The sequence below is a fragment of the Streptomyces sp. NPDC026515 genome, from assembly GCF_055567595.1.
In genome coordinates this window covers 424,379-449,478 of record NZ_JBVHQD010000006.1, presented here as the reverse complement: position 1 = coordinate 449,478, position 25,100 = coordinate 424,379, and the positions used below count along the sequence as shown (strand labels likewise).

24 protein-coding genes and 1 riboswitch are annotated in these 25,100 nt (G+C 71.7%); of the genes, 14 read left to right on the top strand and 10 right to left on the bottom strand.

Annotated elements, in window-relative coordinates; genetic code table 11:
- Nucleotides 1–24: 24 nt before the first annotated feature.
- The gene (locus tag ACZ4O3_RS15170) at nucleotides 25–969 is read right to left on the bottom strand and encodes a glucosyl-3-phosphoglycerate synthase (protein WP_362719944.1); all 945 of its coding nucleotides are present in this window, start codon (nucleotides 967–969) and stop codon (nucleotides 25–27) included.
- Between the two features lie 157 nt (nucleotides 970–1,126).
- Nucleotides 1,127–1,289: riboswitch (SAM riboswitch) on the top strand.
- 18 nt (nucleotides 1,290–1,307) lie between these two features.
- On the opposite strand from ACZ4O3_RS15170, the gene thrC reads away from it, so the two are divergent.
- The 4 genes from thrC to groL all read left to right on the top strand — a co-directional run bounded on the left by thrC (nucleotide 1,308) and on the right by groL (nucleotide 5,660).
- Nucleotides 1,308–2,612, top strand: a complete 1,305-nt coding sequence (gene thrC / locus ACZ4O3_RS15165) for a threonine synthase (RefSeq protein ID WP_362719941.1) — start codon at nucleotides 1,308–1,310, stop codon at nucleotides 2,610–2,612.
- A 46-nt stretch (nucleotides 2,613–2,658) separates the two neighbouring features.
- Nucleotides 2,659–2,934 (top strand): MoaD/ThiS family protein, encoded by a 276-nt coding sequence (locus tag ACZ4O3_RS15160; protein WP_362719938.1) that lies wholly within the window; start codon nucleotides 2,659–2,661, stop codon nucleotides 2,932–2,934.
- A 467-nt stretch (nucleotides 2,935–3,401) separates the two neighbouring features.
- Nucleotides 3,402–3,608, top strand: coding sequence for a cold-shock protein (locus tag ACZ4O3_RS15155; RefSeq protein ID WP_007493268.1), 207 nt, complete (start codon nucleotides 3,402–3,404; stop codon nucleotides 3,606–3,608).
- A gap of 429 nt (nucleotides 3,609–4,037) precedes the next feature.
- Nucleotides 4,038–5,660, top strand: a complete 1,623-nt coding sequence (groL, locus tag ACZ4O3_RS15150) for a chaperonin GroEL (protein WP_351711336.1) — start codon at nucleotides 4,038–4,040, stop codon at nucleotides 5,658–5,660.
- A gap of 401 nt (nucleotides 5,661–6,061) precedes the next feature.
- Here the strand turns inward: groL and ACZ4O3_RS15145 are convergent, their stop codons facing one another.
- On the bottom strand, nucleotides 6,062–6,310 hold the full coding sequence (locus ACZ4O3_RS15145) for a hypothetical protein (RefSeq protein ID WP_467722397.1): 249 nt from the start codon (nucleotides 6,308–6,310) through the stop codon (nucleotides 6,062–6,064).
- Between the two features lie 283 nt (nucleotides 6,311–6,593).
- Between ACZ4O3_RS15145 and ACZ4O3_RS15140 the strand changes: the two genes are divergently transcribed.
- From ACZ4O3_RS15140 to ACZ4O3_RS15130, 3 genes are all read left to right on the top strand, one after another.
- The gene (locus tag ACZ4O3_RS15140) at nucleotides 6,594–7,721 is read left to right on the top strand and encodes an NADH:flavin oxidoreductase (RefSeq protein WP_467722396.1); all 1,128 of its coding nucleotides are present in this window, start codon (nucleotides 6,594–6,596) and stop codon (nucleotides 7,719–7,721) included.
- 593 nt (nucleotides 7,722–8,314) lie between these two features.
- Nucleotides 8,315–9,184 (top strand): metallophosphoesterase family protein, encoded by an 870-nt coding sequence (locus ACZ4O3_RS15135; protein ID WP_362729855.1) that lies wholly within the window; start codon nucleotides 8,315–8,317, stop codon nucleotides 9,182–9,184.
- 109 nt (nucleotides 9,185–9,293) lie between these two features.
- Nucleotides 9,294–10,847 carry a carboxylesterase/lipase family protein gene (locus tag ACZ4O3_RS15130; protein ID WP_467722394.1) on the top strand — a complete coding sequence of 518 codons (1,554 nt, stop codon included), beginning with the start codon at nucleotides 9,294–9,296 and terminating at the stop codon, nucleotides 10,845–10,847.
- Nucleotides 10,848–10,883: 36 nt separating this feature from the next.
- Here ACZ4O3_RS15130 and ACZ4O3_RS15125 read toward each other — a convergent pair whose 3' ends face one another.
- Nucleotides 10,884–11,462 carry a hypothetical protein gene (locus ACZ4O3_RS15125; RefSeq protein WP_467722392.1) on the bottom strand — a complete coding sequence of 193 codons (579 nt, stop codon included), beginning with the start codon at nucleotides 11,460–11,462 and terminating at the stop codon, nucleotides 10,884–10,886.
- A 10-nt stretch (nucleotides 11,463–11,472) separates the two neighbouring features.
- Here ACZ4O3_RS15125 and ACZ4O3_RS15120 point away from each other — a divergent pair, with 10 nt between their 5' ends.
- Complete coding sequence (locus tag ACZ4O3_RS15120) at nucleotides 11,473–12,018, top strand: hypothetical protein (protein ID WP_467722390.1); 546 nt, start codon at nucleotides 11,473–11,475, stop codon at nucleotides 12,016–12,018.
- On the opposite strand, the gene ACZ4O3_RS15115 is transcribed toward ACZ4O3_RS15120, so the two are convergent.
- The 3 genes from ACZ4O3_RS15115 to ACZ4O3_RS15105 form a co-directional block, all read right to left on the bottom strand.
- The gene (locus tag ACZ4O3_RS15115) at nucleotides 11,946–13,343 is read right to left on the bottom strand and encodes a PTS transporter subunit EIIC (protein WP_362729074.1); all 1,398 of its coding nucleotides are present in this window, start codon (nucleotides 13,341–13,343) and stop codon (nucleotides 11,946–11,948) included. The two genes, ACZ4O3_RS15120 and ACZ4O3_RS15115, sit on opposite strands and share 73 nt — an antisense overlap.
- 16 nt (nucleotides 13,344–13,359) lie before the next feature.
- Nucleotides 13,360–14,289 carry an N-acetylmuramic acid 6-phosphate etherase gene (gene murQ, locus ACZ4O3_RS15110; protein WP_467722388.1) on the bottom strand — a complete coding sequence of 310 codons (930 nt, stop codon included), beginning with the start codon at nucleotides 14,287–14,289 and terminating at the stop codon, nucleotides 13,360–13,362.
- A gap of 111 nt (nucleotides 14,290–14,400) precedes the next feature.
- Complete coding sequence (locus ACZ4O3_RS15105; protein WP_467722387.1) at nucleotides 14,401–15,345, bottom strand: MurR/RpiR family transcriptional regulator; 945 nt, start codon at nucleotides 15,343–15,345, stop codon at nucleotides 14,401–14,403.
- A 55-nt stretch (nucleotides 15,346–15,400) separates the two neighbouring features.
- Here ACZ4O3_RS15105 and ACZ4O3_RS15100 point away from each other — a divergent pair, with 55 nt between their 5' ends.
- Both ACZ4O3_RS15100 and ACZ4O3_RS15095 read left to right on the top strand, forming a co-directional pair.
- Nucleotides 15,401–15,787 carry a hypothetical protein gene (locus ACZ4O3_RS15100; RefSeq protein ID WP_467722385.1) on the top strand — a complete coding sequence of 129 codons (387 nt, stop codon included), beginning with the start codon at nucleotides 15,401–15,403 and terminating at the stop codon, nucleotides 15,785–15,787.
- Between the two features lie 10 nt (nucleotides 15,788–15,797).
- Nucleotides 15,798–16,067, top strand: coding sequence for a DUF4031 domain-containing protein (locus ACZ4O3_RS15095; protein WP_467722383.1), 270 nt, complete (start codon nucleotides 15,798–15,800; stop codon nucleotides 16,065–16,067).
- Nucleotides 16,068–16,077: 10 nt separating this feature from the next.
- Here the strand turns inward: ACZ4O3_RS15095 and ACZ4O3_RS15090 are convergent, their stop codons facing one another.
- Both ACZ4O3_RS15090 and ACZ4O3_RS15085 read right to left on the bottom strand, forming a co-directional pair.
- Nucleotides 16,078–17,151 carry a GNAT family N-acetyltransferase gene (locus tag ACZ4O3_RS15090; protein ID WP_467722382.1) on the bottom strand — a complete coding sequence of 358 codons (1,074 nt, stop codon included), beginning with the start codon at nucleotides 17,149–17,151 and terminating at the stop codon, nucleotides 16,078–16,080.
- A 10-nt stretch (nucleotides 17,152–17,161) separates the two neighbouring features.
- Nucleotides 17,162–17,827 (bottom strand): HD domain-containing protein, encoded by a 666-nt coding sequence (locus tag ACZ4O3_RS15085; protein WP_362720857.1) that lies wholly within the window; start codon nucleotides 17,825–17,827, stop codon nucleotides 17,162–17,164.
- Between the two features lie 47 nt (nucleotides 17,828–17,874).
- Between ACZ4O3_RS15085 and ACZ4O3_RS15080 the strand changes: the two genes are divergently transcribed.
- The gene (locus ACZ4O3_RS15080; RefSeq protein WP_362720854.1) at nucleotides 17,875–18,549 is read left to right on the top strand and encodes a maleylpyruvate isomerase family mycothiol-dependent enzyme; all 675 of its coding nucleotides are present in this window, start codon (nucleotides 17,875–17,877) and stop codon (nucleotides 18,547–18,549) included.
- A gap of 159 nt (nucleotides 18,550–18,708) precedes the next feature.
- Nucleotides 18,709–19,401 (top strand): copper homeostasis protein CutC, encoded by a 693-nt coding sequence (locus ACZ4O3_RS15075; protein ID WP_467722380.1) that lies wholly within the window; start codon nucleotides 18,709–18,711, stop codon nucleotides 19,399–19,401.
- A 63-nt stretch (nucleotides 19,402–19,464) separates the two neighbouring features.
- Here ACZ4O3_RS15075 and ACZ4O3_RS15070 read toward each other — a convergent pair whose 3' ends face one another.
- On the bottom strand, nucleotides 19,465–21,543 hold the full coding sequence (locus tag ACZ4O3_RS15070; protein WP_467722378.1) for a HelD family protein: 2,079 nt from the start codon (nucleotides 21,541–21,543) through the stop codon (nucleotides 19,465–19,467).
- A 370-nt stretch (nucleotides 21,544–21,913) separates the two neighbouring features.
- On the opposite strand from ACZ4O3_RS15070, the gene ACZ4O3_RS15065 reads away from it, so the two are divergent.
- Nucleotides 21,914–22,099, top strand: coding sequence for a hypothetical protein (locus ACZ4O3_RS15065; RefSeq protein WP_362720845.1), 186 nt, complete (start codon nucleotides 21,914–21,916; stop codon nucleotides 22,097–22,099).
- Between the two features lie 33 nt (nucleotides 22,100–22,132).
- The gene (locus tag ACZ4O3_RS15060) at nucleotides 22,133–23,398 is read left to right on the top strand and encodes a glycosyltransferase 87 family protein (protein ID WP_467722454.1); all 1,266 of its coding nucleotides are present in this window, start codon (nucleotides 22,133–22,135) and stop codon (nucleotides 23,396–23,398) included.
- Here the strand turns inward: ACZ4O3_RS15060 and ACZ4O3_RS15055 are convergent.
- A complete protein-coding gene (locus tag ACZ4O3_RS15055) occupies nucleotides 23,329–24,999 on the bottom strand; it encodes a DNA repair helicase XPB (RefSeq protein ID WP_362720842.1) in 1,671 nt (556 codons plus the stop codon). The two genes, ACZ4O3_RS15060 and ACZ4O3_RS15055, sit on opposite strands and share 70 nt — an antisense overlap.
- Nucleotides 25,000–25,100 lie beyond the last annotated feature (101 nt).

Genomic DNA, 25,100 nt, shown 5'->3' with positions numbered 1-25,100 from the left:
CCGTACGGTCAAGTCAGGCCACGGTCAGGCCACCCGGCGCTCCGCGTACTCGGTGATCTCCGCCATCGGCGGCCGTTCCTCGGTGTCCACCGAGTAGGTGCGCGGTTCGAAGCCGTCCTCGCCCCGTTCGAACTGGGTCAGGGCGGGCCGGATCAGGTGGCCGCGGGCCAGCCGCAGCTGGGCGGTGCGGTAGATCGCGGCGGACATCCGGCCGAGCGCCTGGCCGTCCTGGTGACGGTGTTTGCGCACCCCCACGTCGACCTGGGCGAGGGCGTCCAGGCCGACCAGGTGCAGGGCGTCGATCAGCATGCCGAGCTCCACGCCGTAGCCGACCGGGAAGGGGAGCTGTTCGAGGAGCGAGCGGCGGGCCGCGTACTCGCCGCCGAGCGGCTGGACGAATCCGGCCAGCTGCGGCCAGTGCATGTTCAGCAGCGGACGGGCCATCAGCTCGGTCACCCGGCCGCCCTGCCCGGCCGAACCGGCGAGCGGGCGGTCGTACATCGCCTTGACCAGGTCCACGTCCGGGTCGGTCAGCAGCGGGCCGACGATCCCGGTGACGAAGTCGGAGGAGAACTCGCGCAGGTCGGCGTCGACGAAGCAGACGATGTCCCCGGTGGTGACCAGGAGGGAGCGCCAGAGCACCTCGCCCTTGCCGGGGACGGCGGGGATGCGCGGCAGGATCGTGTCGCGGTGCTCGACCCGGGCGCCGGCCGCCGCGGCCACCGCCGCCGTCCGGTCGGAGGAACCGGAGTCGACGACCACGATCTCGTCGACGAGCGGCGCCTGCCGCATCAGGTCGTGGCGGATGATCGCGACGATGTCGCCGACGGTCTCCTCCTCGTTGAGCGCCGGCAGCACGACGGAGACGGACTGCCCGCTGCGCTGCTTGGCGGCGAGTATCCGGTGCAGCGGACGGTCGTTCACGGACCAGGAGCGGGTGGCCAGCCAGCGCTCGACTTCTTCCAGCACAGTCAGCGGCTCCTCACTGTCACGATCACACTGCGAGGTGTGATCCATCTCGCGGTTCGGACGGCTCTCTCAACTGTCCTGGCCTTCGGTTACAGTCTTGAACAACGCCGGTGACCATCGCATGTCCTGGGGTCACCCGACGTTGACAACTGCATACCGCTCATCCAGAGGGGCAGAGGGATACGGCCCGATGAAGCCCCGGCAACCCTCCAGTCGGTTACTCGTGGATCGCCGCTCACTGTCGATCACCCGCGAGGCTCCCGGCTAGGGAAGGTGCCAAATCCGTCTCACGGCGAGATGCGTCGTGAGGAAGATGAGGAGAAAGGGCCTCGCCTCACATGGCTGCGCAGACTGTTGCACCCACCACCGACTCCACCGCCGCTTCTGGTTCCGCGCCCGTCGACCTCGGTCCCGCCACTGCGCTGAGCTGCCGCGAATGCGGCCACCGCGTGCCGCTCGGCCCGGTGTTCGCCTGCGAGGAGTGCTTCGGCCCGCTCGAGATCGCCTACGACTTCTCGGCCTACGACACCGAGGAACTGCGGAAGCGGATCGAAGCGGGTCCCGCCAACATCTGGCGCTACGCGCCGCTGCTGCCCGTCCCCGCGGACGTGGCCACCAAGCCGAACATCAATCCGGGCTGGACCAAGCTCGTCCAGGCCGACAACCTGGCGAAGGAACTGGGCGTCACCGGCGGCCTGTACGTCAAGGACGACTCCGGCAACCCGACGCACTCCTTCAAGGACCGGGTCGTCGCCCAGGCCGTCGAGGCCGCGCGCGCCTTCGGCTACACCACGCTCTCCTGCTCCTCCACCGGCAACCTGGCCGGCGCGGTCGGTGCCGCCGCCGCCCGGGCCGGCTTCCGCTCCTGCGTGTTCATCCCGCACGACCTGGAGCAGGGCAAGATCGTCATGGCCGCGGTCTACGGCGGCGAACTCGTCGGCATCGAGGGCAACTACGACGACGTGAACCGTTTCTGCTCCGAACTGATCGGCGACTCGGCCGGCGAGGGCTGGGGCTTCGTCAACGTCAACCTGCGGCCGTACTACGCGGAGGGGTCCAAGACCCTGGCGTACGAGATCTGCGAGCAGCTCGGCTGGCGGATCCCGGACCAGCTGGTCATTCCGATCGCCTCCGGCTCGCAGCTCACGAAGATCGACAAGGGTCTGCAGGAGCTGATCAGGCTCGGGCTCGTGGAGGACAGGCCGTACAAGATCTTCGGCGCGCAGGCCGAGGGGTGCTCGCCGGTGTCGGTGGCCTACAAGGCGGGTCACGACGTGGTCCGGCCGCAGAAGCCGAACACGATCGCCAAGTCCCTCGCCATCGGCAACCCCGCCGACGGTCCGTACGTCCTCGACATCGCGCGCCGCACCGGCGGCGCGGTGGAGGACGTCACCGACGAAGAGGTCGTCGACGCGATCAAGCTGCTCGCGCGGACCGAGGGAATCTTCGCGGAGACCGCCGGCGGTGTGACGGTCGGAGTCACCAGGAAGCTCATCGAGAACGGGCTGATCGATCCGGCGAAGTCGGTCGTTGTACTCAACACGGGTGATGGGCTGAAGACGCTGGACGCCGTGGCGGGGACCGGGCTCACGGCGACCATCCGGCCGACACTCGATTCGTTCCGTGAGGCCGGGCTCGCCTGAGTCAGCCGTAAAAATACCGGGCGTCGCCCCAACCGGAGGTTTCAACGTGAGCGTCACCGTTCGCATCCCCACCATCCTGCGCACCTACACCGGTGGGCAGGCCGAAGTCAGTGCCGAAGGGGTCACCCTCGGCGAAGTCATCTCCGACCTGGAGAAGAACCACACCGGGATCGCGGCCCGCGTTCTCGACGACGAGGGCAAGCTGCGCCGGTTCGTGAATGTGTACGTCAACGACGACGACGTGCGGTTCGAGCAGGGCCTGGAGACGGCCACCCCGGACGGCGCCGGCGTCTCCATCATCCCGGCCGTGGCCGGCGGCTGACCTGCCGTCCTGCTGACAGGCTGATCGGATGACCGAACATTACCTTCGGTAATGCCGATCACCGAGTGTTCATCGGATTGCCCCCTCCGTGAGAGAAGCGGAGGGGGCAATTCTGTGTGGTTGAGCGCGGTACAGTTGGGGAACGCGGTCCCGATCTCCAGGTCGGAAGCCCCGTATTCGATACCGCCGACCCGCCAAGAAGTAGCCAAAGTGCGCGGGTTGTACGCGGCTTTTGTGGCTTTTATAGGGCCCGACTTGCCCTGAATTCGGCCGAATTCTTGCTACATTCCGGACCCTTCCCGTCCAGAATTCTCGTCCGATTGACCTGTTGCAGACGGCAGTTGGACAGATACATTCAGCCGCGGTCGACGCGTTCCGGCGCACGCCCCCAACCATTGGGGGGTGAGGTCTGACCCGGATCCGCGAAGTGTGGATCTGTGCAAGGGCCAGTAATAGGGGAGTTAGGCATGGCTCAGGGCACCGTCAAGTGGTTCAACGCGGAGAAGGGGTACGGCTTCATCGCGGTCGACGGTGGTGCGGATGTTTTCGTCCACTACAGCGCGATTCAGATGGACGGCTACCGCACCCTGGAGGAAGGTCAGCGGGTCGATTTCGAGATCTCGCAGGGCCAGAAGGGGCCGCAGGCGGACATGGTCCGGCTCGCGACCGGCTGAAGCGCGCGCCGACTGACAGCGTCGTTCTTCTCTCTTTGTCAGAGGGCTCGTATCCCATGGGGAGTCATGGGTTACGAGCCCTTTGGCATGCCCGGGACGAGTTGGCCCTGGCGCGCCCGCCGTGCGTCCCGGCGCGGTCCGGCCCGGGGCCGTGGCGCGGACCCCGGTCTCCGGGAGGCGCTTGCGTCCGCCCGTCACCCGGCCACCACCCCTCGACGGGCACTCGCTTCGCGAGCGCGCCTTGCACTCTCGATGGGCGAGTGCTAATCATTGGCGTTAGCACTCTGAAGGTGAGAGTGACAAAAATGGACCGGGTCGGTGAGGCCCGCAGGCCGGGTGGGGCAAGGAACCCACGGGTCGGCGAGCCGTCCGTCGCGGGCGCGGGCGCGGTCCGAAGACTCACCCCCAGTCCTGGAGGGACCACTTCACATGGCCAAGATCATCGCGTTCGACGAGGAGGCGCGGCGCGGCCTTGAGCGCGGTATGAACCAGCTCGCCGACGCCGTCAAGGTCACCCTCGGCCCCAAGGGCCGCAACGTCGTCCTTGAGAAGAAGTGGGGCGCCCCCACGATCACCAACGATGGTGTCTCCATCGCCAAGGAGATCGAGCTGGAGGACCCGTACGAGAAGATCGGCGCCGAGCTGGTCAAGGAAGTCGCCAAGAAGACGGACGACGTCGCCGGTGACGGTACGACCACCGCGACCGTTCTCGCCCAGGCCCTGGTCAAGGAAGGCCTGCGCAACGTCGCGGCCGGCGCCAACCCGATGGCTCTGAAGCGCGGTATCGAGAAGGCCGTCGAGGCCGTCTCCGGTGCCCTTCTGGAGCAGGCGAAGGACGTCGAGACCAAGGAGCAGATCGCCTCCACGGCCTCCATCTCCGCCGCCGACACCCAGATCGGCGAGCTCATCGCCGAGGCCATGGACAAGGTCGGCAAGGAAGGCGTCATCACCGTCGAGGAGTCCCAGACCTTCGGTCTGGAGCTGGAGCTCACCGAGGGTATGCGCTTCGACAAGGGCTACATCTCGGCGTACTTCGCCACCGACATGGAGCGTATGGAGGCGTCCCTCGACGACCCGTACATCCTGATCGCCAACTCGAAGATCGGCTCCGTCAAGGACCTGCTCCCGCTGCTGGAGAAGGTCATGCAGTCGGGCAAGCCGCTGCTGATCATCGCCGAGGACGTCGAGGGCGAGGCCCTGTCGACCCTGGTCGTCAACAAGATCCGCGGCACCTTCAAGTCCGTCGCCGTCAAGGCCCCGGGCTTCGGCGACCGCCGCAAGGCGATGCTGAACGACATCGCCATCCTCACCGGCGGCGAGGTCATCTCCGAGGAGGTCGGTCTCAAGCTGGAGAACACGACCCTCGACCTGCTGGGCCGCGCCCGCAAGGTGGTCATCACCAAGGACGAGACCACCATCGTCGACGGCGCCGGCTCCACCGAGCAGGTCCAGGGCCGGGTCAACCAGATCCGCGCCGAGATCGAGCAGTCCGACTCGGACTACGACCGCGAGAAGCTCCAGGAGCGCCTGGCGAAGCTCGCCGGTGGCGTCGCCGTCATCAAGGCCGGTGCCGCGACCGAGGTCGAGCTCAAGGAGCGCAAGCACCGCATCGAGGACGCCGTTCGCAACGCGAAGGCGGCCGTCGAGGAGGGCATCGTCGCCGGTGGTGGCGTGGCCCTGCTCCAGGCCTCCCAGGTGTTCGAGAAGCTGGAGCTCGAGGGTGACGAGGCGACCGGCGCCAACGCCGTGAAGCTCGCTCTGGAGGCCCCGCTCAAGCAGATCGCCGTCAACGGTGGTCTCGAGGGTGGCGTCGTCGTCGAGAAGGTGCGCAACCTCCAGGTCGGCCACGGCCTGAACGCCGCGACCGGCGAGTACGTCGACATGATCGCCGAGGGCATCATCGACCCGGCGAAGGTGACCCGTTCCGCGCTGCAGAACGCCGCCTCCATCGCCGCGCTGTTCCTGACCACCGAGGCCGTCATCGCCGACAAGCCGGAGAAGGCCGCCGCGGCCGCTCCGGGCGGCATGCCGGGCGGTGACATGGACTTCTGATCGACCCTGTCGATCGCTCGTCCTGACCGAGGGCGGCACCCCCTGTTCCGACAGGGGGTGCCGCCCTCGGGCGTTTCCGCCGTTCGAGGACATGCGTGCATGTGTGTGGTGATGGCACGAACTGCCATGCGGGCAGGGCGTGTCGTCAGAGGACCCCGGGGAAGAGCAGGACGTCCGGGTCCCGCGCGTGGACTCCGGCGGCGACCGCGGCAGCAGGCCCGTCTGCCGGTGAGCGGCTCCGCTGCCGTGTGGTGTCGCACCATCCGGTCCACCGCCGCGACGAGTTCCGTGTCGTCGGTGCGCGGGACCGGCCGTTCGTGGATCAGGGTGCGCGTCTCTTCGTGCGCGAGGGGGCCGGGGCGTCCAGGAGGCCGGTGAGGTGCCGGCCGAGCAGGAACGACTCACTCGCGTGCGCGCCCCAGCGGTCTTGACGGCCCGGCAGGCTCGAACGTGTCGTTCGCGTCGTGGGCGGATCTCGGTTCGTCGGAGACTCCGAGGAAGGCCGCGTCCTCGGAGTCCGGGTTGGTGTTCCGCATGGCGAAGGCGGATCCGACGGCGGTGGCCGCCCGCAGGGCGGGTGCGCGCGTGCTGTGTATCCGTTCCTTGATCGCACTCACCCGGTCCTGCAACTCCCGCTTCCTGCACAGCACTTCCTCCTGCTCCCGGGCCGCGTCACGACGTTCGAGGGCCTCGGCCGCCTCGGCGAGGGCGGCGCCCCCGCCGAGGCCGGCGACGAAGAGATGGAATCCACCGCCCGGGAGCCCCAGCGCGCAGAAGCAGGCCGACGGCCCCTACCGGTCCGGTCTGTGTCCTGGGTCACACGTCTTTCGGGCGGGAATGGGGACGTCCGGGCGGGTCGTTGTGAACGCATGTGCACTCAATGCGCGTGCACATACCGCCTGGTCTACGACCCAGCCATGAGGAGCCCCCCACGTGACCGTCACCCCGCCCTCCGTCTCCCGCGCGGCCGAGATCCTCTCCCGTCCCATCGCCCTGAACGGGCTCACGGTCCCCAACCGGATCGTGATGGCGCCGATGACCCGCCAGTTCAGCCCGGGCGGCGTTCCCGGCGAGGACGTGGTCTCGTACTATGCCCGCCGGGCCGCCGCCGGCGTCGGTCTGATCGTCACCGAGGGCACGTACGTCGGTCATGACTCCGCCGGGCAGAGCACCCGCGTCCCGCGGTTCCACGGCGAGGAGCAGCTGGCGGGCTGGGCGAAGGTCGCCGAGGGCGTGCACGCGGCCGGCGGCACCATCGTTCCGCAGTTGTGGCACATCGGCATGGTCCGCAAGCAGGGGCAGCCGCCGGTCGCGGACGCCCCCGCCGTCGGCCCCTCCGGCATCCGCCTGGACGGCACCGAGGGCGAGGGCAAGGCGATGACCTCGCAGGACCTGGACGACGTCGTCCGCGCGTTCGCCGAGGCCGCGGCCGCCGCAGAGCGCATCGGCTTCGACGGGGTCGAGCTGCACGGCGCCCACGGCTACCTCCTCGACCAGTTCCTGTGGGCGGGCACCAACCGCCGCACCGACGCCTACGGCGGTGACCCGGTCGCCCGTACCAGGTTCGCCGCCGAGATCGTGGCCGCCGTACGTGCGTCGGTCTCCCCGGACTTCCCGGTGATCTTCCGCTTCTCGCAGTGGAAGTCGGACAACTACGACGCCCGTCTCGCCGGGACCCCGGAGGAGCTGGAGGCGATCCTCACCCCGCTCGCGGCGGCCGGCGTCGACGTCTTCCACGCCTCCACCCGGCGCTACTGGCTCCCCGAGTTCGACGACTCCGACCTCAACCTGGCCGGCTGGACCAAGAAGCTCACCGGCAGGCCGACCATCACCGTGGGCTCGGTCGGCCTGGACGGCGACTTCATCAAGGGCTTCCAGGGCGAGGGCTCGCCGGTCCGGGGCATCGAGGACCTGCTCGACAGCCTGGAGCGCGAGGAGTACGACATGGTCGCCGTCGGCCGCGCCATTCTCCAGGACCCGCAGTGGGCGGCGAAGGTCCTGGCCGGCCGCACGGACGAGCTGAACTCGTACGACGCGGCGGCGTTGCAGACCCTGAGCTGAACCACACCCCACGCGCCCCCGGGCCCACCGGCGACCGGCCGGTGGAACCCGGGGGCGCGTGTGTGTCCGCCGGGGGCGGTGGCCGGTCGCACCGGTTCGTCCGGGGGCGGGTCGCGACCGCGGTTCGGTCCGGGGCGCGGACGCCGCCGCGGCACGGTGGCGGTGGCCGGGTACGCCCGCTCGGCCTCGTACCGGCCGGCGAGCAGCGAGAAGAACCCGTGGGCGGACCCGCACCGCGCGACCGCCGCCTGCGCGGGCCGCGGAGCGTGCGTGGTGGTCGGCTCCGTCCGCGCGGAGAGGGGCGGGTCGGTCGGTGCCCCGGCCGTCCACGGCCGTGGACGGGGTGGTGCGGGCGGCCCTCTCCGGCGGTCGGTCACGGCGGCCGCCGCATCCGCCTCGGCCAGGGCGGGCGGATTCCTGACGGTCGCCAGGGGGACACACCCGTCGCGGCCCCGCCCGTGAGCCCGATGACGATCGCGTTCTCCACCGCCGGCGGCGCCGGGAGCGCCGGCAGGACGGGCCGGTGGTGATCGTACGGCTGTGGGGCGCCTCGGCCGGTGCTGAGCCGGGAGTTCGCCGGTACCGTCCCGAGCATGCGGATACTCCATCTCTCGGACACCCACCTGGACCGCACCGACGCTCCCAACAGGCACGGCGTCAACGCCACCGCCTCCCTGCGGCTGATGCTCGGCGAACTCCGCCGCCTCCCCGGCCTCGACGCGGTCGTCGTCACCGGCGATCTGGCCGACGACGGCGCGGTCGAGGCGTACACCGCCCTGCGCACGCTGATCGGCGGATACGCGCGGGACCGCGACATCCCCGTCCTCTACACCACCGGCAACCACGACGAGCGCGAGGCGTTCGCCAAGGTGCTGGGCAGCGGACACGTGGACGCCGACGGCACCGACCGCGCCGAGCAGGCGTTCGGCGGCGGGGAGCGGGCCGCCGTCAGCACGGTCGGCGGCTGGCGCTTCGTCACCCTCGACTCGCTGGTGCCGGGCAAGGTGTACGGCCGGCTGGGCGCGCCCCAGCTGGAGTGGCTGCGCGAAGTGCTGCGCACCCCGGCCGAACACGGCACGGTCCTCGCCTTCCATCACCCGCCCTTCGCCCTGGACCTCTCGGTGACCCAGCGGGCCTTCGGGCTGCGCGACCCCGGCGAGCTGGCGGCGGCGGTCCGGGACGGCGACGTGCGGATGATCCTCAACGGGCACTACCACCTCCAGCTCTTCGGCCTGCTGGAGTCGGTGCCGGTGTGGGTGACGCCGGGGGTCGTCAACCGGATCGACCTGACCGTGGCACCCGGTGAGCGGGCGGTGCGCGGGGCGTCGGCCTCCCTGGTGGAGCTGGGCGGACCCGCAGGTCCGCTGTGCCACACCTTCCATGCGCGCGATCCCCGGGCCCATGAGACGGTGTACGAGATCGACGAGGCGCAGGCCAGGGCGTTCGTCGCCGAGTACGGCTGACGGGTTCACCCATACGGGTGAGGGGTGTTCGGCACTCGTGCGAAGTGCCGGACGTTCCACGAGTGACCGGCCGTGATCGCGGCAGCGCCCCCACCGAAAGCGAGCGAGCATGACGACAAGTCAGTCTCCGGAGCCGCCTCACGTCGCCGAGGGACCGGTCGTACGCATCACGGCGGGCGCCGTGCGCGGGCTGCGGGAGGACGGGCTCGCGGTCTTCCGGGGCATACCGTTCGCCGAGCCCCCGGTGGGGGAGGGGAGATTCGCGGCGCCCCGGCGGGCACGCGCGTGGGACGGGACGCGCGAGGCGTACGCCTTCGGTCCGCCGCCCCCGCAGGACCTGGGCCTCCAGGGACGCACCGGCGTCCTGGAGGCCCCCGGGGGCGACGACTGGCTGACGGTGAACGTCTGGACACCCGACCCGGACCCGGCCGCCCGCCGCCCGGTGATGGTGTGGATCTACGGCGGCGCCTACAAACTGGGCCACTCCGGCAGCCCCGGCTACGACGCCCAGCACATCGTGCGCGACGGCGACGTGGTCGTGGTCTCGTTCAACTACCGCGTCGGCATGGAGGGTTTCGCCCAGATCGAGGGGGCGCCCGCCAACCGGGGCCTGCTGGACCAGGTGGCGGCGCTGGAGTGGGTGCGGGAGAACATCACGGCCTTCGGCGGCGACCCCGACCAGGTCACGGTCTTCGGGGAGTCGGCGGGCGGCGGCTCGGTGGCCGCGCTGCTGGCGATGCCCGGCGCGCGGGGCCTGTTCCGGCGGGCGATCGCCCAGAGCGTGCCGGGCACGTTCTTCTCGGCCGAACTGGCCGGGGACATCGCGCAGGCGCTCGCCGCGGAGGCCGGCCTGCGGCCCACGATGGCCGACCTGGCCGGGACCGACCCGCGCCGGCTGGTGGACGTGGGGCAGTCGCTGGGCGTCAAGATGCCCCAGTACATGGGGCGTTGGGGGCAGATAGCGCCCACGATGACACCGTTCTCGCCGGTGGTCGACGGCGAGGTGCTGCCCACCACGCCCTGGCAGGCGCTGGCCTCCGGCCTTGCCCGGGACGTGGACCTCCTCGTCGGTCACAACCGCGACGAGTACCGCCTCTTCCTGGTCATGGGCGGGTTGTACGGCAAGATCACGGAGGAGCAGGCGACCGGCGCCCTGCGGCTGTTCGCACCGGGCGGCGAGGCGGGGGTGCAGGCCTACCGCGAGGCCTTCCCCGGGGCGTCGCCGGACGAGCTGTACGAACGGGTGCAGACCGACTGGCTCTTCGGCATGCCGTCGCTGCGTCTGGCGGAGGCGCAGACGGCGGCCGGCGGCCGGGCCCACCTCTACGAACTGACCTGGGGCGCCCCGGGCAACGGCGGGCTGCTGGGTGCCTGCCACGGCCTGGACATTCCGCTGCTGTTCGGCACGTTCGAGGCCGACCTCGCCAACCTGCTCTGGGCGGGCACCGGTGTCACCGCCGAGGCCGAGGCCCTGTCCGCCCGCTTCCGCAGGGTATGGACGGCGTTCGCGAGGACGGGAGACCCGGGCTGGCCCGAGTTCGACCTCCAGAGCCGCCTCACCCAGGTACTGGACACGACGCCGACGGTGACGTCGTATCCGGAGGAGCGGAGCCGAAAGCTCTGGGAGGGCCATGAGTTCACTCCTGCGCCCCTGCTCGGCTGACCGGAGCGGGACCGCAGCGGGACCGGAAGCCAGGGGTCAGAGGTTGCCGAGGGGCTCGATGTCCACGTGGACCGGGTTGCCCCAGACCCGGAGCACCTCGTAGTCGGTGAACTCGTGGACGAGCCGGTAGGCCATGGCCGGCCGCGACCCCCGGCGCTGGGCGTTGATGTACAGCTCGGCCTCGCGCCGGTCGCGGCGGGGGGTGCCGCACAGCTCCCACTCCCGTCCGTTCCACGCCTCCGGCAGCCAGCGCTGCTGGGCTTGCGGCCGGTCGGCCCGCACCCCGTACCGGGACATCGAAGGCACCGCGGACGCCTCGCCCTGCACCGGACGGGGGCCGCCCGCGAACTCCGATCGCCGGGCGGCCCGCCGCCGTGTCTCGCAGAGCAGACACAGGTCCGGGGCGCTCTCGTCCACGGGCCCCTGCGGATGCTCGGCACACCGCGTGGTGGGTGGGGCCGCGCTGACGCTCTCCTCCAGCAGGTCGAGAGCGCGCCGGAGGTCGTCCTTGACCTCGTGCAGCTTGGCGTCGGGCGTACCGGCGGTCAGCGCCTCCCCGTGCTCGCCGAGCAGACGAAGGGCCCGACCCAGGGCGGTGAGCTGGGAGTGGTTCATAGGCTCCAGCGTGGCACATGGCACCGACAGCGCTGCCGGCCGCGTGAGCGGCCTTCGGCCGCGGCGGCCCGCTGAGCGCATCCAGCCATTGGTGACCATGGTGGCGACGATTCGCGGATGCACAGGGAGCCATAAGCAGCCGCTGCTCCACTCGTGCCGCACGAGCCGCCCGGAGAAGGACGGAAGTGAAGCGAGTGAAACGCAGAACTGTGGTCGTGCAACGGCCACCGCAGCCCGCCACTTCACCCTCTACGGCCTCCGGCACGCGGAGGGTCCGAGCGCGCTGCTCGGCAGCGGCATCCCCGAGCGGCTGCACCGGATGAACCCGATGTTCTGGTGGATCCGGCTCGGCACGAAGGACAGCGGCACCTCGCCGACCGTCTCCGCCGGCCTCGCCGCCCGGCTGCGGAACCTCGGCGACGACGTGGACATCGCGTACTACTGGGACGCCGGCACGGTGCCGACACGGTCCCGGGGACTTCATCACGTGGATGGCGGGGATTTCGGGGCACCGGCGCTGAAACTCACGTACGTGGCGAGGAAGCCGACGGCGTAGCCGGTCAGCAGGCCGCCGGCGTAGACCGCCGCCGCCACGGCCGGGCCCCTGTCCCCCGTCAGCAGGGGGAACAGGGCCCAGCCCGAGGGGCCGATGGCGGTGGCGCCCACCCGGTCCCCGAGTACGGCGAAGAACCCGACGAAGGCCCCGCCGGCCGCGCCGCCCGCGCACGCGGTGAGGAAGGGGCGGCCGAGAGGGAGGGAGACGCCGTAGATCAGGGGTTCGCCGACGCCCAGCAGTCCGGCCGGGAGGGCGGACTTGATGGTCGTACGAAGGGAGGTGTCGTGGCGGAGGCGGACGTAGACCGCGAGGGCCGCTCCGACCTGGCCCGCGCCCGCCATCGCCAGCAGGGGGAGCAGAACCGTGTAGCCCTGCTGCTGGATGAGGGTGGTGTGGATGGGGATCAGGGCCTGGTGGAGGCCCAGCATCACGAGGGGGAGGAAGAGGCCGCCGAGGATCAGACCCGCGAGGGGGCCGGTGGTGGCGAGGAGCCAGTTCGCGGCCGTCCCGATGGCGGAGGAGACGACCCCGGCGGCGTACATCAGGCCGTAGAGGGTGGCCAGTCCGGCGACGAGGACGGTGACGGTGGGGGTGAGGAGGACGTCGAGGGCCTCGGGGACGCGGCCCCGGCACCACCGTTCGACGTGGACGGCGAGCAGGGCGGCGGCCAGCGCGCCGAGCACCCCGCCCTGCCCCGGTGCGAGCGCCACCCCGAAGGCGGTCACCTTAGCGACGCCCGGGTAGACGACGATCGCCGCGACCGCACCGCCGAGGACAGGCGTCCCGCCGAACACCTTCGCCGTGTTGTAGCCGACGAATACGCTGATCAGGGCCATGAAGCCGGAGGCGATGGCGGCGAGCGCGGGGGTGAGCGAGGGCAGCAGGCCGGCGTTGACGAGCAGCCCGTTGAGACCGGCCAGCACCCCGCAGCCGATCAGGGCGGGGATGAGCGGGACGAAGACGTCGGCGATGCGGCGCAGCGCGGTCTTGAGGGGGGTCGCGTTGCGGCGGGCGCGGGCGGCGCGCAGCTCGGCGCCGCGGGCGGCGAGCCGGTCGGCCGCCTCCGCCGCCGGCGTGAGCAGCCGCTGGAACTCGGCGGTCACGGTCACCACCGCTCCCGGCCCGAGGACGACCTGGAGGCCGTCCCCGTCGGTCACCACCCCGAGCACCCCGGGCACCGCCCGCACCGCCTCGTCGTCGACCCGTTCACGGTCGGCGATCCCCAGCCGCAGCCGGGTCATGCAGTGGGCGACGGAGGTGATGTTCCCGGGGCCGCCGACGAGGGGCAGCAGGGCGGCGGCGGTGTCGTACGGCGATCTCTGCACACCCTGAGCGTGCGGGTCAGCCGGCCGCTGTGGCGAGCGCGGCGCGCAGACGGCCGCCGGACTCCTCCAGAAGGCGGGCGGCGGTGGGCCCGTCGACACCGGCCAGGATCACCAGGATGGCGTTCTTCACCTCGCCGCGGGTCGCGACGAGGGCCCGCTCGATCTCCTCGTCCCCGGCGCCGGTCGCGAGGGCCACGATCCGGCTGGACCGGGCGCGCAGCTTCTCGTTCGAGGCCCGGACGTCGACCATCAGGTTCCCGTAGGTCTTGCCGAGCCGGATCATCGTGATCGTCGACAGCATGTTCAGGACGAGCTTCTGGGCCGTGCCGGCCTTCAGGCGGGTGGAGCCGGTGAGCAGTTCGGGACCGACGACCACCTCGATGCCGTGCTCGGCGGCGGCCGCCAGCGCGCTGCCCGCGTTGCAGGAGAGACCGACGGTCAGGGCACCGAGGGCGCGGGCGTGCTCGACGGCGCCGACGGCGTAAGGGGTACGGCCGGAGGCCGAGACACCGACGACGGAGTCGGTGGCGCCGACCCCGAGGGCGTCGAGGTTCTTCCGGGCCAGCTCCGCCGAGTCCTCGGCGCCCTCCACCGACGTGACCATGGCTTCGGGCCCGCCCGCGATGACGCCGACGACCTGCCCGGGGGCGGTGTTGAAGGTGGGCGGGCATTCGGAGGCGTCGAGCACCCCCAGCCGGCCCGCGGTACCGGCACCGGCGTAGACGAGCCGCCCGCCCCGGGCCATCCGGGTGGCCACGGCGTCGATGGCCCCGGCGATCTCCGGCAGCCGCAGCGCCACGGCGGCCGCGACGCCGGCGTCCTCGGCGTTCATGAGCCGCGTGATGTCGAGGGTGGCCAGTGTGTCGATCTCGGCGAGTTCCGGCCGGAACGCCTCGGTGGTGAGCGTTTCGAGTTCGGTGCGCAGAGCACGGTCTTCGGTGGTCATGGGAAACGGCTCTTTCTCAACACGGACGAGTGCATCAACTCAGGGGCGCGGGGAACCGCGCGACAAGGCACGAGGGACGGACGCGTTCCTGCGGAGATCACGTACTGCGGTCTATCGAGGAACGTTCCGGTGCCGATGGGCCAGCGCCTCGTAGGACGCCGCCAACGCCGGAGCCGCCGCCTCGTACGTCCGCTGCGCGACACCCACGAACAGGCAGTCCACCACCAGCAGCTGACTGGTCCGCGAGGACATCGCGGCCGGCCGCAGCTCGCTCTCCCGCGAGGTCGAGGTCGTCAGCACGTGGTCGGCGTACTGCGTCACCGAGGAATTTGGCCGCCCGGTGATGGCGACGGTCGTGGCTCCCCGTTCGAACGCGACCCGCAGGGGCTCTATGACGTCCCCGGTAGCGCCGGAGTGCGTGATGGCGATGGCCACGTCACCCGCCCGCAACTGCACGGCGTTGGTGACCGCCAGATGCGGATCGCTGTGCGCGTGCGCTATCAGCCCTATCCGCAGCAGCTTCTGGGTGAGGTCCTGGGCGACCAGTCCGGACGCCCCGATGCCGTAGACGTCGGTCCGCCGGGCCCCGGCGAGCGCACTCACCGCGGCCCCCAGCTGCACGGTGTCCAGGCCGGCAGCCGTGTCCGCGAGGGTCTGCTGCTCGTCGTAGGCGAGTTTCGCGACGACGTCGGCGATCGGGTCGTCGACGGCTATGTCGGTGGTGATCGCGGGTGCCCGTCCCGACTGCTGGTGCGCGGCGAGCCCGGCGAGGGCGAGCCGCAGATCGCGGTAGCCGGGGTAACCCAGCAGGCGGGCGGTGCGCACGACGGTCGCCTCGCTCGTGCCGGTGCGTTCCGCGAGTCCGGTGACCGTGAGGGCCGCGCAGCCTGCGGGGTCGCCCGCGACGGCTTCGGCGACGCGCTGCATGGAGCGGGTCATGGAGGGGGCGAGGGTACGCACCTTGGCCGCGAGGGCGGCCGGAGCCGGCGGCGCGCTCCCCCGCGCCGGGGTCCCGCCCGGGCGGTTGCCGAAAATTTCCTTCACGTTCTCGGTCACCCTTGAAAGATATTTTCGTTTCGGGTGCCCGGTCAAGACCGCGCACAATAGGACCATGGACCTCGTAACCCCTCTGGAACAGGCGCTGCACGCCGCCCGCGCCCTGGTCCTCGCCGACCTGGTCGCGGGCCGGGTGGCCGAGGCGGACGTCGTGTCGCTGGTCGAGGACTCCGTCGTACAGCGCCGCTGGTGGGTGGAGCAGTGGCCGGACGGGGTGGCGTACGTGGCGGGGCTGGTCGCCCAGGACGTCCAGGACGCGCTGCTGGAACGGCACGGCCGCTGGCCGCTGTGCCCGGTGTGCGGCACCGGCGACCCGCACGCCCTGGACGTCGAACCGGAGCTGGGCCCGGACCCGCACTGGGTGTGCCACAAGGCGGGCGTGAAGGTCGCCTCCGTCGGCTCCCTGGGCCCGGCGACGGGCGGCGGGATGGCGTCCTCGTGAGGGTGCTCTCATGACGGTGTACATCGACCCGCCGACCTGGCCGGGCCACGGACGTATGTGGTCCCACCTGGTCAGCGACGTGTCCTACGCCGAACTGCACGACTTCGCCGAGGAGTTGGGCGTACCCCGACGGGCCTTCGAGCGGGACCACTACGACGTTCCGTCGCATCGGTACGCGGACGCGGTCCGGGCGGGCGCGGTGCAGGTCAGCAGCCGCGAGGTGGTGCGGCTGCTGCACGGGGCGGGGCTGCGCAGACGCAAGGGCGACATGCCCCGGTGACCGCCGGCTCCTACCGTGCCGTCCGCAGTTCGAAGGCCGGCCCCTCCCCGTCCTCGCTCACCCTGGTGAAGCCGGCGCGGGTGAGGACCGCCTGGGAGGGGGCGTTGCCGGGCTCGACCGTGGCGAAGAGGGAGGTCACGTCGGGGCGGGACAGGGCCCAGCCGGCGAGCGCGCGCAGCGCCTCCGTCGCGTAGCCGTGGCCGCGGGCGGGCTCCGTCAGGTCGTAGCCGATCTCGACCCGGCCCTCCTCGTCCGGCGCGGCGTGGAAGCCCATGCCGCCGACCGCCCGGCCGTCCTCCCGGCGGACCAGGGCGAAGACGCCGAACTCCGGCCGGTGTACGCCCCCTTCGTAGGCCTTCAGCAGGAAACCGGCGGCGTCCCGGGTGCCCTCGTACGGGCCGCCCTCGGTCCACTCGAACCCGCCGTCGCCGCCGAGGCGCAGGTCACGGGCCTCGGCGGGGCGGATGCCGACGAGGTCGAGACGGTCGGCGGCGATGACGAGGTTGTTGTGCCAGCGCCAGCCGGTGACCGGGGCGCGGCCGGGCAGCTCGCCGCGGCCGGTGGCCCACAGCAGGGTCGCCCAGGGCGTCGGACCGGGCTGGACGTGCGGGAAGAGCACCTCCAGGACGGATGCGGCCAGTTCCTCGGAGGGCCGGTAGGCGATGTCGAGGCCCGCCGCCATGTCGTGCGTGTGCAGCAGTACTTCGGCGATGCCCATGGCGGCGAAGCCGGTCCGGTCGGCGCTGCGGAAGGGGTACGGGTGGAAGGCGCGGACCCCGGGCGGGGCGGTCCGGACGGCGGCGGCGAGCAGGGCCCCGGTCGTCTCGATCACGTGCAGCAGGCCGGAGTTGTCGGTGCCGTCGTCTAGCTTGAGCTCGAAGGGCACGTACGCGTCCTGGGCGCGCCCGGCCAGATTGGCGGCGTACGCGAGGAGGTCGTCGGCGACGTGGACCGCCGTCTCGTGGCAGTTCCAGTCCAGGCCCCCTGCCCTCACCTCCGCCCAGTCCCGGGCCACCGTCGGCCGCAGCGCCGCCACGCAGCCCGCGACGGCCTCTTCCACCTGATCCCCGCCCGTTTCACGCATGAGCGGCACCCTAGGACGCCGGATCCTGTGCGGTCGACAGCATTTCCAGCTCGGCGGCGAGGTTGTAGCGGGCGGTCGGCTCCCACTCCGTCCTGCCGTACGGCGTCCTGAACAGCCTTGGCAGGTCGAGGAGTTGACGGAGAATCGCGGAACGGCCCGCGCGGAAGGCGTCGTTCGGGACGAAGTGGTACTCCTCGCGCACCTCCGCGGTGTAGGCGGCGTACGCGGCGGGCGGGGCGGCGAGGATCGCGAGGTCGGCGTCGCACAGGACCTCGCCGTTGCGGTCGCCGGGGGCCGGGTCGTGGGTGACGGTGAGCCGGACCAGGCGGGCGACCTCGGCGGTCCCGGCGCCGGAGATCCCGGCCTCGGGCAGGGCGCGTTCGGCGAGGCGGGCCGAGCGCTCCTCGTTCGTCGACCGCTCCGGCAGGTACACCGCGTCGTGGAACCAGGCGGCGAGCCGCACCAGGTCCGGCTCGTCCGCGTACTGCGCCAGTACGTCGATGTGGTCGAGGACCGCGACGAGGTGGGCCAGCGTGTGGTAGCGGCGCTGGGGCTCCTGCCAGCGGCGCAGCAGTTCGTCGGCGTACCGGTACGGGGAGGGAACGCAGGAGTCGTCGTCCCGTGACCTGAGGAAGGCGGTCAGCCAACGGGAGCGCAGGGCGTCGAGATCGGCCATGCGCCCATTCTCCCGCGCGCCACCGGCGAGCCCCTAGCGTGGAACGCATGACTGCTGCCGTTGACGAAGTACGTGACCCCTCGCTCCCCGGACGTCTGCTCGCCGTCGAGCGGGACGCGCTGCTCCCGCTCCTGCGCTCCCGGCCGGACGCGGACTTCGCGCTGCCGACCGCCGCGTGTCCGGGGTGGACGGTGCGCGATGTCCTCGCCCACTGTTCGGCCGGGCTGATCCGGGTGGTGGAGAGCCGCTTCGAGAAGGGCGCGTTCTCGCCGGAGTCGAACGAGCGGGACATCGCCGACCGTGCCGGCTGGACGAACGCGCGGGTCCTCGACGAGCTGGAGCGCGGGATGACCGAGGCCGGGGAGGTGATCGCCGGGCGGACCGACGGGGCCTGGGACGGGATCGCCTTCGGGGAGTGGGTGCACGCCGGTGACGTCCGCGCCTGCCTCGGCGAGCCCGGCGCCTACACCGGCGAGGGGCGGCCGTACGCGCTCTCGCTGCTGGCCCGGATCACCCGGGACCGGGGGCGGCTGCGGGTGCACGCCGACCTGGACGAGGCGGACGAGCCGCTGCAGCTGGGCGCGGCGAGCGGGACGCGGACCCCGGCCCGTTTCATCGGGGACTCGGCGACGCTCGTGCGGCTGTACACCGGGCGGGCGCCCGACGGGGCGTCGTACGAGCTGACGGGGGCGACGGCGGAGGAACTGAATCTGTACGGGTGAGAGGGGCTGAATCGCTGCGGGTGAGCGGCCGGGGGCGGTCTCGCGTCCGTATACGGTCCCCCCGTACCCTTGGATTGGACTAGACCTCCTGCGGCCGGCCGGTTCCCGGATCGGCAGGCCGTGCCAGGGGTACACGGGGAACACCACGGAAGGGGCCCTATGAGCACGCGTGCAGTCCTGGAGGTGATCGCGCTCGACGCCGAGGACGCGGTCGCCGCCCAGGCCGGAGGCGCGGACCGCCTCGAACTGGTCACCGACATGGCGGCCGACGGGCTGACCCCGAGGCCGGAGACCTTCACCGCGATCCGGGCCGCCGTCGACATCGACCTGCGCGTGATGCTGAGGCTGGCGGACGGGTTCGCGGCGGGGGACGCCGACCGCCTGGCCGGGGTGGCCGGGGAGCTGCGGGCGGCGGGCGCCGACCAGTTCGTGCTCGGCTTCCTCGGTCCGGGCGGCGATGTGGACCTGGCGGCCGTGGAGCGTGTGGTGGCCGAGCTGACGGGCTGCCGCTGGACCTTCCACCGGGCCATCGACCGCGCCGCCGACCGCGACGCGCTGCGCAAGCAGCTCGCCGACCTTCCGGGCCTGGACACCTATCTCACCGCGGGCGCGGCGACGGGCGTGGACGAGGGCCTGCCCACCCTGCTGTCCGAGGCGCGGCGCCGCGGGGAGCCGGGGTACGGACAGACGCTCCTGGTGGGGGGAGGCCTGCGGCTCGACCATGTGCCCGGCCTGCGGGCGGCGGGGATCGACGCCTTCCACATCGGCGGCGCGGCACGGCCGGGCGGCTGGGACGGACCCGTCTCGGCGCCGGTCGTACGGGAGTGGCGGAGAATCCTGGACGAGGGCTGAGCCGGGGCGAGGGGAGCCGCGCCGGGCCGCCGGACCGTGTCCGGCGGCCGGGGACGGGGTGCGTCAGGTCAGCTGGGGCGGGAGCGGGGCCGTGTGCGTCACGATCAGACCGGAGACGGCCCGGGTGAGGGCGACGTAGAGGCGGCGCAGTCCGGTGCGCTCGTCGGGTTCGCCGTCGACCACCGCCTGAGGCTCGTCCAGTACCACGTAGTCGTACTCCAGGCCCTTGGCCAGAGACGCGGGGACCAGGGTGAGGCGGGTCTCGGCCGTCGTCTCCTCGCCGGGGGCGAGGTGTCCGATGCCCGCCGCCGCCAGGGCTTGCGCGAGCTCCGGCACCCGCGCGTCCGCCGCGATCAGGCCCGTCGAACCCTCGTTGCGCAGCAACTCCTCGCAGGCTGCCACCACTTCGCCGGTGTCCTTGATCTGCCGGAGCGCGAAGAAGCCGGGGTTCTCACGGACCGACGCCACCGGGGTCAGGCCGGGGGCGATGTGCGGGAGGAGCCGGGAGGCGTAGGTGATGACGTCCGTCGGGACGCGGAAACCCGCCGTCAGTTCCTCGATCACGCCGTCCGACTTGCCGAGGTGGGACAGGGCCTCGTCCCAGCTCCGGGTCGCCCAGGGCGTGGTGCCCTGCGCCAGGTCGCCGAGGACGGTCGCCGAGCCGGTGGTGCAGCGGCGGCCGACCGCGCGGTACTGCATGGGGGACAGGTCCTGCGCCTCGTCCAGGACCACATGGCCGAGGGAGTGCGTCCGCTGGACGAGGTCCGTCGTCTCGTCGATCAGCACGGCGTCCGCGGCCGACCACCTGGCCGACTTGACGCTGCGCACCGGCTTCGCCCAGACGATCGTCTTCTGCTCCTCGTCGGTGAGGATCCCCGCAGCGTGCACGGCGAGGAAGTCCGCGTCGCTGAGCAGGCGCAGCACGAGCTTCGCCGGGTCCACCGGCGGCCAGACCTGTTTGACGGCCGCCTTCACCGCCGCGTTGCGGGCCACCGAGTCCTGCACACGGTCGTCGGGAGCCTCTCCTGAACGTTCCATCTGGACCAGCACCGCGTGGGCGATGCGCTGCGGCAGGGCCTCGCGCGCGGCGCCGTACCGGATGCCGCGGTCCAGCAGCTCCCTGACGATGTCCTCCAGCTCGTAGGCCGGGACGCGCCAGCGCCGGGAGCCGCGGACCACCACGACCGGCTCGCTCGGCATCGTCACGTGCGCCTGGACGGCCCTGCGCAGCACCTCCGCCATCCGCGCGTCGCCCTTGATGACCGCGGCGGGGGCGGTGTCGGTGCCGCGCACCTCGATGTCCTTCGCCACCAGGTCGTCCACCGTCGCCTGCTGCACCGTCAGCTCGCCCAGTGCCGGGAGCACCTGCTCGATGTAGTGGAGGAAGGAGCGGTTCGGGCCGATGACCAGGGTGCCGGTGCGGGCGAGGCGCTCCCGGTGCGCGTAGAGCAGATACGCGACCCGGTGCAGACCCACGGCGGTCTTCCCGGTTCCCGGCCCGCCCTGCACGCACACGGTTCCGCCGAGCCCGCTGCGCACGATCTCGTCCTGCTCGGGCTGGATGGTCGCGACGATGTCCCGCATCGGGCCGACGCGCGGACGCTCGATCTCCTGCTGGAGCAGCTTGCTGGTCCGGGCCGCCTCGGCGGGGTCGGACAGGTGCTCGTCCTCGTACGCCGTGATGTCGCCGCGGGTGTAGCCGAAGCGGCGGCGCAGCGCCACGTCCATCGGGTCCTTCTTGGACGCGCGGTAGAACGGCTGCGAGACCGGCGCCCGCCAGTCGATGACCATCGGGTCGCCGTCGTGGTCGTGGACGTGCCGGCGCCCGATGTAGAAGCGCTCGCCGAACGCGCCCTCGGCCTGGTCGGCGCCGGGGGCGTGCAGGTAGTCGAGGCGGCCGAAGAAGAGAGGCGTGTCGCTGAGGTCGGCCAGCGCCTTGATGCGTTCGTCGATCTGGCGGGCGAGCACCTCGGCGTTGACCCAGTTCGCGGTGACGTCGCTGATGTCCAGCGACTCGACGTCCTCGCGCATGGCGCGCAGGGCGGCCCGGGACCCGGCGAGGTGGGCGCGCTCACGGGAGAGGGGGTCGGTGGCGGGTTGTGCGTGCGGGGCCGTGAGGGGGTCGTGGGCGGGCGTGGACAAGGGGGTGCCTCCGGAAGCCTGCGGGTGGGTGGCGCCCAGGGGTGAGTGGCGCACAGGTGGCGATCAGCCGACCGGTTTCCGTCCGGGCGGCGGCACTCCGGGGAGGGAGGCGGGCAAGAGCGGAGATTCTAATGAGGGGGGCGCGGGGAGGCCAATGGATTTACTCCGGGCGTGCCGACGGGCGGGGCCGGGCGGGGCCGGGTCCCCCAGGAGGTGTGGTCCTCCCGGGCCGGATCCCCTAGGGGGCGTGTCCCTCGTGGGGTGGGGCGGAGGTGGGGGGCGGGGTCCATCGGCGGGTGGACCGGGGGAGCCCGGAGATTGGACCCGTGGACCGATGCCGTACCCGGGTCCGAAGTTCCACCATGGAGACATGAGCGCAGCAACCATCCATCCAGCCCCCAGCCGTCCGCCGGGCGCCACCGCCCTGGACGGCGTCCCGCACTCCCAGCACCGTCTGGGCGACGCCCTGCGGGCCGTCAAGGTGTTCGTCGGCGCGGCGTTCAGCGTCGTCATACTCGGCGAATACGGCGAGGAAGCAGGAATACACCGCAGGTGACGTCATAGTGTCACCTCCGTGCCGAACCGGACGGTGACGTCATCCCCCCTGCCCTCCCGCGCCCTCCCCGATTCCTTCCCCGTTGCCCTCTCCTTCTCCTTCCTGGCGGTCTCCCTCTCCTCCTTCGTCGCCCTCTGCGTCCTGCTGCACGCCCCGATGGCCGATCTGCTGGTCTACCGGGCCGAGGGCGAGGCCGTGGTCCACGGCAGTGACCTGTACGGCTTCACGGTCACCGAGTGGCGGCTGCCGGCGACGTACCCGCCCTTCGCGGCGGTCCTGTTCGTCCCGACGGCCTGGCTTCCCGTACCGGCCCTGAAGGCGGCGTTCCTCGCGGGCAACGCGCTCCTGCTCGCCTGTCTCGTCGCCCGTTCCGCCCGTCTGGCCGGACGCCCGGCACCCCTGTCCGTGCTGTGCACGGCCACCGCCGTCGCGCTCTGGCTGGAGCCGGTCTTCCAGACCCTGCTCTTCGGCCAGATCAACCTGGCGATCACCTGCCTGGTCCTGTGGGACCTCACCCGCCCACCCGGTGCCCGCGCCAGGGGCCTGGCCCTGGGCATCGCGGCGGGCGTCAAACTCACCCCGGCCATCTTCATCGCCTATCTGTTCCTCACCGCACGCAGAAAGGAGGCGGGCGTCGCGACGGCGTCCTTCGCCGGTACGGCGGTACTCGGCGCACTGTTCCTGCCCGGGGCGACCGTGGACTTCTGGACGCGGCGCGTGTTCGAGACCGGCCGGGTCGGCAAGGCCTGGATCGTCGACAACCAGTCGCTCCAGGGCCTGATCGCGAGGGTGACGGGCACGGAGGCACCGGGCCTGTCCTGGGCGCTCCCGACGGCCGTGCTCGCGGCGGCGGGCCTGTGGCTGGCCGCCCGCACCCACCGTGACCCCGTGAGCCCCGTGAGTCCCGTGACTCACGGCGACCGCTGGGGCATCCTGATCACCGCGTTCACGGCACTGCTGATCAGCCCGATCAGCTGGTCCCATCACTGGGTGTGGTGCGTCCCGCTGCTGGCGGTGCTCAGGGCGGAGCGCCGCAGGCTCCTCGCGGCGGGCGCGGCCCTCGTCTTCACCGCCCGCACGATGTGGCTGCTGCCGCACGAGGGCGACCGGGACCTGCACCTTCCGTGGTGGCAGCAGCCGTTCGCGGGGCCGTACCCGCTGCTGGGACTTGCGCTGCTGGCGGGCGCGGCCGTGGCCGTACGACGGCGCGGCCCCGCCGGGCGGCGGACTCAGCCCTCGGTGCCGCCCACGCCCTCCGTGCCCTCCACGAGGAGCTCGTCGGCGTCCATGATGCGGTAGGCGTAGCCCTGCTCCGCCAGGAACCGCTGCCGGTGGGCGGCGAAGTCCTGGTCGATCGTGTCGCGGGCGACGACGGAGTAGAAGTGGGCCTGGTGCCCGTCGGCCTTGGGGCGCAGCACCCGGCCGAGGCGCTGGGCCTCCTCCTGACGGGAGCCGAAGGTGCCGGACACCTGGATGGCGACCGTCGCCTCGGGCAGGTCGATGGAGAAGTTGGCGACCTTCGACACCACCAGCACGCTGATCTCGCCCTCGCGGAAGGCGTCGAAGAGCTTCTCGCGCTGGGCGTTGGAGGTCTCGCCCTTGATGACGGGCGCGTTCAGGTGCTCGCCCAGCTCGTCGAGCTGGTCGATGTACTGGCCGATGACCAGGATCTGCTGCCCCGCGAAACGCTTCACGATCGCCTCCGTGACCTTCCGCTTGGTCGCGGTGGTCGCACAGAAGCGGTACTTCTCCTCGGTCTCGGCGGTGGCGTACGCGAGCCGCTCCGAGTCGGTGAGGTTCACCCGCACCTCGACACAGTCGGCGGGCGCGATGTAGCCCTGCGCCTCGATCTCCTTCCACGGGGCGTCGAAACGCTTGGGCCCGATGAGGGAGAACACGTCCGATTCCCGGCCGTCCTCGCGCACGAGGGTGGCCGTCAGCCCCAGCCGCCGGCGCGCCTGCAGGTCGGCGGTGAACTTGAAGACAGGAGCCGGCAGCAGATGGACCTCGTCGTAGACGATCAGACCCCAGTCACGGGAGTCGAAGAGTTCGAGGTGCGGGTAGACGCCCTTCCGCCGGGTGGTGAGCACCTGGTATGTGGCGATTGTGACGGGCCGGATCTCCTTCCGCGTCCCGCTGTACTCCCCGATCTCGTCCTCGGTCAGACTGGTCCGCTTCACCAGCTCGTGCTTCCACTGGCGCGCGGAGACGGTGTTGGTGACCAGGATCAGGGTCGTCGACTTGGCCTGTGCCATGGAGCCGGCGCCGACCAGCGTCTTGCCCGCCCCGCAAGGGAGGACGACCACGCCGCTGCCGCCGTGCCAGAAGTTCTCGACGGCCTGCTTCTGGTACGGCCGCAGCGCCCAGCCGTCCTCGGCGAGCTCGATCGGGTGGGCCTCGCCGTCCACGTAGCCGGCCAGGTCCTCGGCAGGCCAGCCCAGCTTCAGCAGCGTCTGCTTGATCTGCCCGCGCTCGGAGGGGTGCACGGCCACGGTGTCGGGGTCGATCCGGGCGCCGACCAGCGGGACGATCCGCTTGGAGCGCAGGATCTCCTCCAGGACCGGCCGGTCGGTGGTGGTGAGCACCAGCCCGTGCGCCGGGTGCTTGGAGAGCGTCAGCCGGCCGTAGCGGTCCATCGTCTCGGCGATGTCGACCAGCAGCGCGTGCGGCACCGGGTAGCGGCTGTACTCCACGAGCGCGTCCACGACCTGCTCGGCGTCGTGCCCGGCCGCCCGCGCGTTCCACAGGCCCAGCGGGGTCACCCGGTAGGTGTGGATGTGCTCCGGAGCCCGCTCCAGCTCGGCGAAGGGCGCGATCGCCCGACGGCATTCGTCGGCCCGCTCATGGTCGACTTCCAGGAGCAGCGTCTTGTCGGACTGGACGATCAACGGACCATTCACGCGCGGCACCCTTTCCCTTTCGGCTCATGCGGCCATCGCCATGGCGGCCATTGTCATGGGCCAAAGTTCCAGTGTGCCTCATGGGCGGACGATCACCTCCG

Coding starts and splice junctions, on each gene's coding strand:
- ACZ4O3_RS15125 (WP_467722392.1), bottom strand. CDS start 11,462: ATGAACCACTCCCAGCTCACCGCCCTGGGTCGGGCCCTTCGTCTGCTC.
- ACZ4O3_RS15100 (WP_467722385.1), top strand. CDS start 15,401: ATGGACCTCGTAACCCCTCTGGAACAGGCGCTGCACGCCGCCCGCGCC.
- ACZ4O3_RS15085 (WP_362720857.1), bottom strand. CDS start 17,827: ATGGCCGATCTCGACGCCCTGCGCTCCCGTTGGCTGACCGCCTTCCTC.
- ACZ4O3_RS15080 (WP_362720854.1), top strand. CDS start 17,875: ATGACTGCTGCCGTTGACGAAGTACGTGACCCCTCGCTCCCCGGACGT.
- ACZ4O3_RS15075 (WP_467722380.1), top strand. CDS start 18,709: ATGAGCACGCGTGCAGTCCTGGAGGTGATCGCGCTCGACGCCGAGGAC.
- murQ (WP_467722388.1), bottom strand. CDS start 14,289: ATGACCACCGAAGACCGTGCTCTGCGCACCGAACTCGAAACGCTCACC.
- groL (WP_351711336.1), top strand. CDS start 4,038: ATGGCCAAGATCATCGCGTTCGACGAGGAGGCGCGGCGCGGCCTTGAG.
- ACZ4O3_RS15095 (WP_467722383.1), top strand. CDS start 15,798: ATGACGGTGTACATCGACCCGCCGACCTGGCCGGGCCACGGACGTATG.
- ACZ4O3_RS15130 (WP_467722394.1), top strand. CDS start 9,294: ATGACGACAAGTCAGTCTCCGGAGCCGCCTCACGTCGCCGAGGGACCG.
- thrC (WP_362719941.1), top strand. CDS start 1,308: ATGGCTGCGCAGACTGTTGCACCCACCACCGACTCCACCGCCGCTTCT.
- ACZ4O3_RS15090 (WP_467722382.1), bottom strand. CDS start 17,151: ATGCGTGAAACGGGCGGGGATCAGGTGGAAGAGGCCGTCGCGGGCTGC.
- ACZ4O3_RS15135 (WP_362729855.1), top strand. CDS start 8,315: ATGCGGATACTCCATCTCTCGGACACCCACCTGGACCGCACCGACGCT.
- ACZ4O3_RS15065 (WP_362720845.1), top strand. CDS start 21,914: ATGAGCGCAGCAACCATCCATCCAGCCCCCAGCCGTCCGCCGGGCGCC.
- ACZ4O3_RS15155 (WP_007493268.1), top strand. CDS start 3,402: ATGGCTCAGGGCACCGTCAAGTGGTTCAACGCGGAGAAGGGGTACGGC.